Genomic DNA, 12,017 nt, shown 5'->3' on the forward strand with positions numbered 1-12,017 from the left:
CCAAGACCGGCATGCGGTCCACAAGATCGCTGCACGGGGACGAACGAGCTATCGAAGGACTACCGATACGGCTGGTGATCGCCCTCGTCGTGGGCGTCGCGAGCCTCGCGGTCATGATGCAGATCCTTGGGGGGATCGGTCCCGTCGGTCAGCAGGAAGTGACGTTCGAACACTCGGGTGACAAGGTCCAGGAGGGATCGAGTGGCCTAACCCTCTCCGACGGCGTCGTCACCACCAAACAGGGGGACCCCGTCGAGGACGCGCAGGTGTACATCGAGGGCGACTCGCTGACGCTCGAAGATCCGGTCATACTCGGAACCTCGGACGAAGACGGGGAGATATCGGCGTCGTCCCCGTCTAGCGCCATCTCCCCCCAGTGGCGGCCCGACCAACAGAAGGGGACGGTGAAGATCACGATCGAGCCGCCGAGTTCGGGGAACTTCAAGGACGACGAACCGAACGGCCAGATCATGGTCACGCGATAGTCCGAACCGGACTATCATCCACTCACTTTCGCATTTTCATGACATCGTTTCGACGACCGGTGCAGACGGTCGAACCGTCACCGTCGCAGCCGACTGCACCCCCGGAGCCGCGACCGCTCCGAAGTAGCGACATCGCGGTCGAGGACCAGTAACATGAACGTCAGTACACAGTATGCACGTCAGGCACAATCGTTGACCGCCACTCTGTTGATCGCGCTTTGCGTTGTCGCAGCCGGCCCGGCCGCGACGGCCGGCGCCGTAGCCGTTACGGACGACAGGTCGACCGACCACGCGAACTCGCCGACCTCCGCACCGCTGGCCGGCAGCGGGACTGCACAGGACCCCTACGAGATATCGAACGCGACGGAACTGCAGTCGATGAGCGACGACCTCGACGCTCACTACGTCCTCGTCGACGACGTCGACGCGACCGGGACGGAGTCGTGGGAGGCCAGGAGCGGGTTCGACCCGGTCGGCGACAGTGACAGCGCGTTCACCGGAACGTTCGACGGACGGAATCACACCGTCCGGGGACTGACGATCCGCCGCAGCGGGAACGACTGGACCGGGCTGTTCGGCCAGATCGGTACCGAAGGCCGCGTCGAGCACGTCCGACTGATCGACGCATCGGTGCGGGGGAGCAACATCGTCGGCGTTCTCGCCGGACAGGTGGACGGAACGGTAGACGACGTCGCGGTCAGTGGTAGCGTCGAGGGCCAGAACTTCGTCGGTGGGCTCGCGGGCAAACTGGAAGCGGGCGCGACGGTGACCCGGACCTCCGCGAACACCGCGGTCGACGGCGGGACGTACCTCGGCGGACTCGCCGGCTCGTCCAACGGGGCGTCGGTCTCGGCCGCGTCCGCGACCGGCGACGTCGCCGGCTCGGAGAACCTCGGCGGGTTCGTCGGGACCGTCTCTGACGGGAGCCTCCGCGACGTGTACGCTACTGGCTCGGTCAGCGGGTCGAACCGGGTCGGCGGACTGGTCGGGTCCGTGACGGACTCGACGCTGCGCCGAGCGTACTCGACCGGTTCGGTCGACGGGGAGACGCAGGTCGGCGGCGTCGCCGGGTCGTCGGACGGCGGGATCAGCGACACCTACTGGAACGGTGAGACCGCCGCGACGGACGCCGCGGTCGGGCGAGAGCGGGGCTCGGGATTCGACGCGACCGAACTGACGACCGACGAGATGACGGGCCAATCGGCGACGGCGAACATGGGCGGCCTGGACACGTCGACGTTCTGGGCGCCGACCGACGAGTACCCGGTGTTGCAGTCGCAGGTAGACGCCGTCTCGCTATCGATCCCCGATCAGATTATCATCGACCGGCCCACGACGGCGACGGCTTCGGTGACTCTCGCGGACGGCCGCACCGTCGCGGTGACGGGGACGGCCGACTACGACGCGAACCAGTCGCACCTGTCGGTGGACGCCGGCTCTGTCGCCACGTCCGGAACCGGACCGGTCGAGGTAACCGCGACGGTCGCCGGCCACTCCGACAGTGCGACCGTCTCGGTCGTGACGCCGCCGGATATCTCCGTCGACGACGCCGCGCTCCGATACGACCGCGTCGGGTCGGAGACGGCCGCACCGGTCGACGTGACGCTGACCAACGACGGCGGCGCCGACGGCGAGTTCGACGCGCTCCTGTCGGTCAACGGGACGGTCGAGGAGACCCGGACCGTCACGGTCCCGGGCCACTCGACGCGGGCGGTCCAGTTCAACTGGTCCGCACCCGCGACGGGGACGTACTCTGTCGCGGTCAACGACACCAACCTCGGCGATCTGACCGTGGTCGAGGAACCCGAAACGAGCGTCGCCTCGGTCACGACGTCCGAGAACCTGCTCGCGGTCGGCAACGCGACGACCGTCGAAGCGACGCTGGAGAACGCCGGTGACGCCGCCGCCGGTCACACCGTCGAACTGACCGCGAACGGTGAAACGGTCGCCACGAAGGAGGTGGTCGTGCCCGCGGACGGGACGACCGTCTCGTTCGACTACCCGGGTGACTCGACCGGTGAGTACGACCTCGCGGTCGGCGGCGCCAGCGCCGGGACGCTCACCGTCGCCGAGATGGGCACCGCCTCCGTCGACAGCGCGTCGGTGCCCGAGTCGGTCGGTGCCGGCGAGAGCTACGAAGTGACGGTGACGGTGGCCAACTCCGGCGGTCTGCCGCTGTCGACCGACGTGGCCTACAGCGTCGGCGGCAGTTCGGTCGCCACCGAGACCGTGGAGGTGCCGGCCGACGGCACCACGGTCACCTTCGAAACCACGGCCCCCGAGGACGGCGACTCGGTCGAGCACTCGGTGACGGCCGGCGATTCGGAGTGGACGGGTTCGACGAGCCTCGACGGCGACACGTCGACGGCAGCCAGCGACGGCGGTGACGGCGATTCGGCCGGCGAGGAGTCCGGCGACGACAGCGACAGCGGGGGTTCGGACGCGACGGAGACCACCGCCGGCGACGGGGCCGGATTCGGCGTCGTCGCGGCGCTGTGTGCGCTACTGGGTATCGCCCGCCTGGGTCGTCGGTCGGGGTGACGAGGTCCGGTCGCCGTCGGTCTCGGTCCGTGTCGTGGGGAAAACGAGAACGAAAACGAAGGAATACAAATGAGGTCGATGGAGCGGAAACGGCACGTCGGGGTGTACAGCGGGGTCGCGCTGGTCGTCCTGCTAACGGTCGCGATGTGCGGTCCGTGTCGTGGGGAAAACGAGAACGAAAACGAAGGAATACAAATGAGGTCGATGGAGCGGAAACGGCACGTCGGGGTGTACAGCGGGGTCGCGCTGGTCGTCCTGCTAACGGTCGCGATGTGCGGGCCGTTGGTCGGGTTCGCGGGCGCGGTCCAGGAGGAGACGGAGACGCCGCGGGCGCCGCTCTCGTCGCTCGCGGGCAGCGGGACGCTCGACGATCCGTACGTGATCACGGACGCGGACGAACTGCAGGCGATGAGCCAGGACCTGTCGGCCCACTACGCGCTCGGGTCCGACGTCGACGCCGGCGAGACGGAGACGTGGAACGCCGGGAACGGGTTCGAACCGATCGGCAACGAGGACGCGGCGTTCGAGGGGTCGTTCGACGGGCGCGGCCACGATATCGATGGCCTGACGATCATCAGGCCGAGCGCGCAGGACGTCGGGCTGTTCGGTGGCTCCGAGGGAACGATTCAGAACGTCACGCTGACGAACGCGCGGGTGAACGGTGACGAGAACGTCGGGGGCCTCGTCGGCTGGAACGAGGGCTCGATCACCGGATCGGCGGTCGAGGGCGAGGTGTACGGCGCGCGCGAGAACACGGGCGGACTCGTCGGTAACAACCGGGGACAGATCGTCGCGTGTTCGGTCTCGGCCACCGTCGAGGGCGAGGAACTGGTCGGTGGTCTCGTCGGGTTCAACCGCGGACCGGTCCGCGGGTCCTACGCGACGGGGACCGCGGCGGGCGAGGGGAGCGTGGGCGGTCTGATCGGCGTCAATCGGAACGCCGTCACCGCGTCGTACGCAACGACTACCGTCGACGGCGAGATGATCGTCGGCGGACTCGCCGGAGTCAACGCCGGGACGATCACCTCGACGTTCTCCGCCAGCCCCGTGAAGACCGCGGAACGAAACGGCAGCCTCGCGGGGCGGAACCAGGGGACGATGGTCGACGTCTACTGGGACGCGGGCGCCGCGGGAACGGCCGTGACGGCACTCAGCAACGGGAAGGAGGCGGGAACCAGACTCACCACCGACGAAATGACCGGCGAGCGCGCCAGCGATTCGCTCGACGGGTTCGACTTCGCGAACATCTGGACGACCGAGGAGTCGTATCCGGTCCACCAGTGGGAACGGCCGGACGTCGACCCGCTCGACCAGTGGCAGGTGCCGACCCCGGAGCCGACGCCGACCCCCACGCCGACGGTGCCGGGCGGGAACGCGACCGTCACGACGGTGGGCAGCTCGGGGGTCGGTCCCGGGTTCGGGCCTGTGTCCGTCTTCGGGGCGCTCGCCGCGGTCGTCCTGTTCGGCCGGTACCGCAGACGGAGCGGAGGTCTCGTCACATGAACAGTTCGCGTCCGATACAGACAGATATCACAACACGGAGACAAGAGAATGACTTCATTGCCAGTTGAGGTGCTGATCGGGATCTCTTTCGGAGTCCTGATCGGGATCGTCCCGGCGTTCGTGGTCGGCCTGTCGAGCTTTCTGCTCGGCTACTACGGCGGGCGCGACGTGCCGCGAGTCGTCGCCATCGGGGTCGGGCTACCGATCGCCGCCGCGAACGGGTACTACGTGGGATTGATAGGGAGAACCGTCGAACAGGCGCCGCGGCTGCTGGTGGGGGCGCTCGTCGCCGTCATGGTCGCGCTGTACGCCAACAGCCAGGGGGCCGCGCTCGCGGAGCGAGTCCCCCGCAACCTCTCGCAGGCGACGCAGAGCCAGCGGACGCTCTCGGCCGAGGCCGTCGATGCGGTCGACGGATCGGGGCAGATCACGATCCGGACGTCGGGAGCGATCCGCGACATCGAGGGCCACCCGCCACTGTCGCCGGACCTCCGACGGACGCTGGAGAACGGGGCCTGGCGGCTTCCCGCGGACCTGCCACTGTCGGAATTGGAGACGCGGCTCGCCGACCAGCTCCGGACCGACTACGACCTCGTCGACGCGTCGGTGTCCATCGACGCACGGGGTCGCGCGTCCATCGCGGCGGCGCCGCCGTCACGGGACCTGGCGGAGCGCGTGCCCGACGGCTGGCGTGCCGTCTCCATCGACGCGCTGTTGCCGACGGGTCTCGCACCGGGCGACGAGGTCACCGTCGAAGCCGGCTCGGCGACGGCGTCGGGGCACGTCCTCAGCGCCAGCGTCGATCCCGAGCGGGGGCCGACCCCCGACGCGGCCGCGAGCGGCGCAACGCCGACCGACGGAGAGGAGGGCGCGCTCGTGCGCTCGCGTGCCGAGACCGAGGGCGGTCAGGGGCGGGTGACGGTCGCGCTTCCCACGTCCGAGGCGCGCTCGATCCTCGGCGCGGAGCGCGGGCAGATCCGGGTCACCTCGCACGGGACCAGCCACACGTTCGAGGCGTTCTCGGAACTCGAACGCGCGGGCCAGTCGGTCCGGAAGGTCCGTCTCGAAGGGGACGGGGCCGCTCTCGACGACGTCGAGGTGATCGGGGTCCGCGGCGCGAAGGGCGTCGGGACCGAGAGCGCTGGCTGGGAGTTCCAGCCCGACGAAGGCGCCGTCGAGGCGGCAGCCGAGGCGTTCGTCGTCGGTGACGTCAACAGCGAGGCGATGCGCACACTCGCCGCCGACGCCGACGCGGAGGTGACCCGATGATACCCGCGGTCCCACTCCAGTTGGTCACCGACTGGACGACCAACGCGCTGTTGCAGATCATCGGGTACGGACTGTACGCCAGCGTGACTGCGCTGGGCGTCTCGTTCGTCTACCGCGGATACACGACTCGTGCCGTCCCCGTGGGGGTCGCGTCGATCATCGGCCTGTCGTTCGTCGCCCTCTCGCTGAACATCACGGCGCTCACGGAGCCGGCGATCATCGGCGACACCGGGAAGCTCCACTACGCGACGTCGACGTACCTCCTCGGCGTGTTCATCTTCGCGGCGGTCAACGCCGAGATAGGTCGGCGGATCGGCGACCACTTCGCGTGTGACGTCTTCGACATCGACCGGCTCGACGCGACGGGCGCGGTCGCCCGGCTGTTCCGGTCGGCGAACCTGCTCGTCACCGTCGAACTCCCGGAGACCGTCGAGGACCTCGACGGCTATCCGGCCGTCGACGAGGCGACCAAGCGCGAACTCGCCGGGCGACAGATGCAGTTCCCTCGCCGGCTCTCGGACGACGAGCTGGCCTCGCGGCTGGTGACTCGGCTGGAGCGCGACTTCGGCGTCGGGCACGCCCACGTCCAACTCGCCGACGACGGCGGGGTGGCGTCGCTCGCGGTCGGCGAACGGCCGTCCGGCATCGGTCCCTCGCTCCCGCCGGGGACGGTCGCACTCGCGGTCGAGGGCGACCCCTCTCCGGACGTGAGCACTGGGGACCCGGTCGAGGTGTGGGCGACCGGGGGCGACGCCGAGCGACTCGTCGCGACGGGGAAGTTCCGGGCGACTGTCGGCGACGTCGCCACGCTCACCGTCGGCACGAGCGCCGCCGAGGCATTCGACGTCGACGAGACCTACCGCCTGGTCACCCGACCGGACACGGCCAGCGACCTGAACGAACTCGTCGCGACCATCTGGGAGGCCGACGAGACGGTCACCGCGGTCACCGTCGCGGACGCCGGGCCGCTCCACGGCGAGTTCGTCGACTGGCTCCCGGTGAGCGTGCTGGCCGTCGAGCGCGACGGCGAACCGATCCCGTTCCCCGCCGCGAACGAGACGCTCGAGGTCGGAGACACAGTGTACGTCCTCGGGACACCCGAGGGGCTCCACAGCCTCGCCGAGTACGAACCGCAACGCGACAGCGTCGCCGCGCCCGACGCCGGCGACGACGGCGAAGAGTCCGGCGACGGATTGCTCGCGAAGATTACGGGCGACTGAGACCTTGTTCGGGAGAGAGCGCCCGTTGACGGCGTTTTCCCGGTTTTCTCGTAGTCGTTCACGCGGCTTCGAAGCGGCGGTGCGTGTTGAACTTTATACAAGAGCGGGGAACCAATGACGGTATGGTAACGGTCGAGACGGACACGGACCGGCGCGACGGGGTGACCCTCGTCACGGCGCGGGTGACGAACACGCTCGGAACGGCACAGACGGTCCGCCTCGTGAATCGACTGGACGGCCCCGTCTGGCCGCCGCGGTTCGGCGACGTCACCGCACCGGAGTGGACCGACGGGACCTGGGAGGGGACGATCCAGCCCGGGCAGTGCATCGGCGTCGGGTACGCGACGCCCGCCCCGCCGCTCGACGACCCCGACGAGGAACCGTTCGAGGTCGCGTCCTCGGCCCGGTCGACGGCCGAGACGGAGGTCGACTCGCGCGAAGTGCTCGCGTCGCTCGACGACTGGTCGCCCCCCAGCGACAGCATCCTCTCGGACCGATGATCCTGGCAGTCACCGGCGGGAAGGGCGGCGTCGGGAAGTCGACGACGTCGCTGAACCTCGCGCGCGAGCTGGACGCGGTGCTGGTCGACGCGGACCTCGCGACCCCGGACCTCCCGCGGGGTCGCGGCCCCGACCTGCACGACGTGCTGTCGGGCCGCGCCGGCCCGCTCGAAGCTGTCGAGGAGGTCGGGTCGATCCGATTGTTGCCCTGTGGACGGAGCCTCGCCGGCGCGCGCGCTGCGGACCTCGGGACCCTGGAGCGCGCCGTCGCGACCGTCGACCGCCAGTTCGGGCGAGTCGTCATCGACTGCCCCGCCGGCCTGGCGCGCGACGTCGGCTACCAGCTCCACAGCGCGGACGCGGCTGTCATCGTGACGACCGCGAACCGGCCTGCGCTGCTGAACGCCTTTCGCACCAGCCACCTCTCGCGGAAGCTCGACACCCCCGTCGTCAGCACGGTCGTCAACAAGGCGACTGCCGAACGCGACCGGACCATCGCCTCCAGGGTCGAAAACGAGATGGGCGCCCCGACGACCGTCGTTCCGAAGCGGTCGGCGGTCGCCGACTCGGTGGAGGCAGGCGTCCCGGTCCGCGACGCCGCACCCGACTGCGACGCCCTCGACGCCTTCGAGACGCTCGCCGAGCGGATCGAGCGGAGCGAACGGCAGATGAGCGAACGGGCCGGCCCGGCCTGACAGCGACGGCGCGACCGGCCTATCTGCACCTACGCCGCGAAAACCGGCTCTCTCGCCGTTCGCTCTCACGCCGTTTCCGCACCCGTCGTTCAGTTTCTCGCCGTCTATCCCCCGCACAGCGTCCGTTCGAGCCGGTCAGCGGTCGCCCTGGTCGGTTCCGTCGCCGTTCGTGGGACCAGCGAGTTGTTCGTCGATATTCGTACCGGTGCGCCGGCCGGTAGCGTGTTCGGCGGCCCGCTGTGCCCCCGCACCGTTCACGAACGAGAGTTCGAGCGGGTCGGTGCAGGCCCCCGCGTACCGGAACTTGGGGACGGCCAGTCGATCGAGCCCGGAGTCGGTGGTCTCGAACTCGAAGACGGCGTCGGCGACGTGCTCGGTCGAGGGCCTGTTCTCGGGGGTCGTCGGTCGCGACAGACAGTGGAGGAGCGCGAGGCCGTCCGACGCCACCATCCGCTCTTTGAGCGCGTTGACGAACGAGAGATACGAGTCGCGGTCTGCGCGTTCGAGCCTCGCCGTGCCGTCGACGATCAGGTTCGAACCGTCGGGAAGTTCCTCGACGAGTTCGGTCGCCTCGTCGAGGGCGCCGTCGCCGGTGAGCGACCTGATCGTGGGACTGCCGACGTCGACGTCGACGGCGTCGAGCGCGTGTCTGACGCTCTCCTCGGTGCGTTCGGTCGTGATGTACAGCGTGCCGCGCGTCGCGGTGAACTGAGCGAGCAGGTACTCGGACTGGCTGGCCGGGTCGGCCGAGAGCACCGCCACGCTGCCCGGCGGCAGTCCGCCGACGGCCTCGTCGAGTGCGCCGATCCCGGTCGCCACGTGGTCGGTGGGATCGCCGTGCCACTGGAATCCCCCGCTGTCCTCCGCTGCGGGGCCGTCCTGGTCGACGCCGTCGGCGCGCGCGTCCCCGCTCGTGTCGTCGGGCACACCAGCTGGGGAACCCCCTGTCGATGCCGGGTCCGCCGCCTGGGTTCCGTCGGCCGGATCGTCGCCGGTTCGAGCCTGCGTGGCATCCGACAGCGCCGCCACGGCCTCGTCGTACGCCTGGCGAGCAACGTCTGACGAGCGTGGAGATTCGAGCTCGGGGACGACCGCCAGGACGGGAACCTCCAGCCGCGACTCGGTGGACGGCGGCAGTTCGTCGCAGTGGGTCACCACCGCGCCCACCACGGGGACCTCTAAACGCCGGGCGACGTCGACGGTGGTCTGCGCGGCGCTGAGGCTCTGGTCGCTCCCGGTCGTCACGACGACGACCGCGTCGGCGACCGCGATCGGTTCGATGACGTCCGGGCCCGCCCCCGAGGGGCAGTCGAGCAGGACCGCCGCCGAGTCGGCGTCGAGCCACTCCAGCACCGTATCGATCTCCACGTTCTCGGAGCGCTTGGGCCCCGGGAGGACGTGGACGCCGGACTCAGCGGGGATCTCTTGCGCGACCGACTGCCAGCGGGTGTCCCTGTCCAGGGCCGTCACCGTCGGCTCGCGGTCGACGCCGGAGGTGACGTGGAGATCTGGCAACTGACGGTCGGTGTCGATGGCCAGACTCTGTCGACCGGCGCGGGCGAACGCGCCTGCGAGTCCGAGTGTCGTCGTCGTCTTCCCGCATCCGCCTTTCGCGCCTGCGATGGCGATCATGCCCCTAGTGGTCCCCTCATCCGTTTTTAACCTACACACGACCGGGAGTGTCAGCGGGCCGTGGCGCGGGCCGACGCACTCCCGCACGGTCGGCGGCAGACCACGAGCGTCGACGGCCTCACGTGAGCGATTCGAGGTCGGAGACCGTCGAACCGATCGTCATCCGTGAGACGTCCGCCAGATCGGCCGCTTCGCTCTGTTTCACCTCGATGCCGCGTTCGTTCGCGGCCTTGTAGAGACAGGCGGCGGCGACCCCGCTGGGGTTCTTCCCGCCCATGCGACCGGACTCGACGAGCATGACCGCGTATTCGCGAGCGCGGCTCTCGACGTCGGCCTCGACGTCGAGGCTCGACGCGTACCGCGGGAGGTACTCCGTCGGGCTTATCGGCCCGATGGGAAGTCCCAACTCCCTGTTCAACGCGTCGTAGGCGGTCTTCAGCTCGCTCCGGTCGGCCCGGGCCACGTCGACGACCTCGTCCATCGTCCGGGCGATCGACTGGGTTCGGCAGGTGGCGTACACCACCGCCGCGGCGAACCCCTCCAGCGATCGTCCGCACAGCAGGTCCTCGGACTGCGCCGAAGAGAACAGCGAGCACGCCTGGTCACGCACCGAGGTCGGCAGCGACATCGCCGACACCAGCCGGCGGATCTCCGTGTAGGCGTAGAGCTTGTTTCGCTCGGCCTTGGAGTCGAGTCTGGCCCGGTTGTGCTGGCGGCGCATACGCACCAGCTGTCGCTGTCGGGTGCCCGACACTTCCGACCCGGTGCCGTACCCTATCTCGGTGGAGAGCCCGCGGTCGTGCCGCGAGGCCGTCAGCGGCGCGCCCGTGCGGCGTCGGTCGGTCTCCTCGCCGAGCGATCGCCACTCGGGGCCGCGCTCGACGGCGTCTTCCGCGAGCACGAGTCCGCAGTCCTCGCACACCGTCTCCGTCTCCGACTCGCGAAGCGCCCCACCGCATTCCGTACACGTCTGGTCTGTCACCGAACCCGCTTCGGCGTCGATGCCCCTCCGTTGTCGCTCCGTTCGTTCCCTCAAGCGTACTCCCCCGTGCAACCAACTGAGTAGATCTCGTGTATTGACATAACTTTTTATATTTTATCTACACATATGTTTGATGACACGCGCGGCTGTCCGGAGTGGGGTCGGTCGGCTACCGCCGGAGTCGTGACTCACCGACGGAGACGACGGCGAACGCCCCCATCACCGCGGACTTCCACCCCATCGGCCCCTGCCGATGTCCGCGATATCCCGCAGGAGAAACAAAAACGTACCGGAACAATCGATCCATTGGTACGACCAGCGCGGAAACACGAACGGCGTCGACCACGCAACGGAGTGGCCAAACACTGAGGGGTGTCGCGCCCGAGGTGACGGGCGTGACCTTCAGCATCTGCGTTCGCGAATCCTACACCGACGAGGCTGGTGACGAGCAGACCCGGTTCGGCGTCGCGGTGACGACGCGGCTGGCCGGCGTCGGGACGCTCTGTCCGTTCGCCAGCGAACACGGCGCGGTGGCGACCCAGAGCCTGGTCAACGTCGATCTCGGTCGCAAGGGCGTCGAGTACCTCGGAGACGGGCTGGCCGTCGAGGACGCCCTGGAGGCGCTGTTGAACGCCGACGACGGACGGTCGCAGCGACAGCTCCACGGCGTCGGCGCCGACGGCGAGTTCGCGTTCTCCGGCGAGGAGTGTCGACCCTGGTACGGCCACGTCGTCGGCGACAACTACACCGTCGCCGGCAACCTGCTGACCGACGAAGACGTCGTCGAGGCGACCGCGACGGCCTACGAGGCGAGCGTGGCGCGGAGCGCCACGTCGGAGCGAGCGGGGAGCGAAGCGACCCGCGAGCAGCGCGCCCCGGACGATCCCACGACCGATCCCGACTCGCCGCTGGCCGAGCGGCTGATCGACGCGCTCGCCGCCGGGTACGAACTGGGCGGCGACAAGCGCGAGGACCTGCACGTCCAGAGCGCGGCACTGCTCGTCCGGACGACCGAGGACCGCGACATGGCGCCGTACTACGACGACCTGCGCGTCGACGCGACGGAGACGCCCATCGAGGACCTGCGCGAGACCTACGAACTCGCCGCCGAAGGCTACGAGATGGCGATGGAACGCTACGCCGACGAGTACGCTGACGACGAGGACGCCGGCGACTGAGGCACGCCGGCG

The 12,017-nt window shown here is 69.4% G+C and carries 10 protein-coding genes; 8 read left to right on the plus strand and 2 right to left on the minus strand.

Annotated features, from left to right (window positions below):
- Nucleotides 1-11: 11 nt before the first annotated feature.
- The 7 genes from ACMGFH_RS12340 (at nt 12) to ACMGFH_RS12370 (ending at nt 8,213) form a co-directional block, all read left to right on the plus strand.
- Complete coding sequence (locus ACMGFH_RS12340; RefSeq protein ID WP_415378746.1) at nt 12-485, plus strand: carboxypeptidase regulatory-like domain-containing protein; 474 nt, start codon at nt 12-14, stop codon at nt 483-485.
- 153 nt (nt 486-638) lie between these two features.
- A complete protein-coding gene (locus ACMGFH_RS12345) occupies nt 639-3,026 on the plus strand; it encodes a GLUG motif-containing protein (RefSeq protein WP_415378747.1) in 2,388 nt (795 codons plus the stop codon).
- A 204-nt stretch (nt 3,027-3,230) separates the two neighbouring features.
- On the plus strand, nt 3,231-4,529 hold the full coding sequence (locus ACMGFH_RS12350; RefSeq protein ID WP_415378748.1) for a GLUG motif-containing protein: 1,299 nt from the start codon (nt 3,231-3,233) through the stop codon (nt 4,527-4,529).
- A gap of 48 nt (nt 4,530-4,577) precedes the next feature.
- Complete coding sequence (locus ACMGFH_RS12355) at nt 4,578-5,798, plus strand: potassium transporter TrkA (RefSeq protein WP_415378749.1); 1,221 nt, start codon at nt 4,578-4,580, stop codon at nt 5,796-5,798.
- A complete protein-coding gene (locus ACMGFH_RS12360) occupies nt 5,795-7,018 on the plus strand; it encodes a cation:proton antiporter regulatory subunit (RefSeq protein WP_415378750.1) in 1,224 nt (407 codons plus the stop codon). The genes ACMGFH_RS12355 and ACMGFH_RS12360 overlap by 4 nt, the downstream gene beginning before the upstream one ends.
- 122 nt (nt 7,019-7,140) lie before the next feature.
- Nucleotides 7,141-7,518: a hypothetical protein gene (locus tag ACMGFH_RS12365; RefSeq protein WP_415378751.1), complete on the plus strand. Its 378-nt coding sequence runs from the start codon at nt 7,141-7,143 to the stop codon at nt 7,516-7,518.
- Nucleotides 7,515-8,213, plus strand: a complete 699-nt coding sequence (locus ACMGFH_RS12370) for a MinD/ParA family ATP-binding protein (protein WP_415378752.1) — start codon at nt 7,515-7,517, stop codon at nt 8,211-8,213. Before ACMGFH_RS12365 ends, ACMGFH_RS12370 begins: the two co-directional genes overlap by 4 nt.
- Before the next feature lie 135 nt (nt 8,214-8,348).
- Here the strand turns inward: ACMGFH_RS12370 and ACMGFH_RS12375 are convergent, their stop codons facing one another.
- Together ACMGFH_RS12375 and ACMGFH_RS12380 are read right to left on the minus strand one after the other, a co-directional pair.
- Complete coding sequence (locus tag ACMGFH_RS12375; protein WP_415378753.1) at nt 8,349-9,845, minus strand: P-loop NTPase; 1,497 nt, start codon at nt 9,843-9,845, stop codon at nt 8,349-8,351.
- 118 nt (nt 9,846-9,963) lie between these two features.
- Nucleotides 9,964-10,827, minus strand: a complete 864-nt coding sequence (locus ACMGFH_RS12380; protein ID WP_415378754.1) for a transcription initiation factor IIB — start codon at nt 10,825-10,827, stop codon at nt 9,964-9,966.
- Between the two features lie 395 nt (nt 10,828-11,222).
- Here ACMGFH_RS12380 and ACMGFH_RS12385 point away from each other — a divergent pair, with 395 nt between their 5' ends.
- Nucleotides 11,223-12,005 carry a DUF1028 domain-containing protein gene (locus tag ACMGFH_RS12385; RefSeq protein ID WP_415378755.1) on the plus strand — a complete coding sequence of 261 codons (783 nt, stop codon included), beginning with the start codon at nt 11,223-11,225 and terminating at the stop codon, nt 12,003-12,005.
- Nucleotides 12,006-12,017: the final 12 nt, after the last annotated feature.

Origin of the sequence: Halosimplex rarum (assembly GCF_047715405.1) — an archaeon.
GTDB classification, from domain to species: domain Archaea; phylum Halobacteriota; class Halobacteria; order Halobacteriales; family Haloarculaceae; genus Halosimplex; species Halosimplex rarum.

Coding starts and splice junctions, on each gene's coding strand:
- ACMGFH_RS12340 (WP_415378746.1), top strand. CDS start 12: ATGCGGTCCACAAGATCGCTGCACGGGGACGAACGAGCTATCGAAGGA.
- ACMGFH_RS12360 (WP_415378750.1), top strand. CDS start 5,795: ATGATACCCGCGGTCCCACTCCAGTTGGTCACCGACTGGACGACCAAC.
- ACMGFH_RS12345 (WP_415378747.1), top strand. CDS start 639: ATGAACGTCAGTACACAGTATGCACGTCAGGCACAATCGTTGACCGCC.
- ACMGFH_RS12365 (WP_415378751.1), top strand. CDS start 7,141: ATGGTAACGGTCGAGACGGACACGGACCGGCGCGACGGGGTGACCCTC.
- ACMGFH_RS12370 (WP_415378752.1), top strand. CDS start 7,515: ATGATCCTGGCAGTCACCGGCGGGAAGGGCGGCGTCGGGAAGTCGACG.
- ACMGFH_RS12375 (WP_415378753.1), bottom strand. CDS start 9,845: ATGATCGCCATCGCAGGCGCGAAAGGCGGATGCGGGAAGACGACGACG.
- ACMGFH_RS12355 (WP_415378749.1), top strand. CDS start 4,578: ATGACTTCATTGCCAGTTGAGGTGCTGATCGGGATCTCTTTCGGAGTC.
- ACMGFH_RS12350 (WP_415378748.1), top strand. CDS start 3,231: ATGGAGCGGAAACGGCACGTCGGGGTGTACAGCGGGGTCGCGCTGGTC.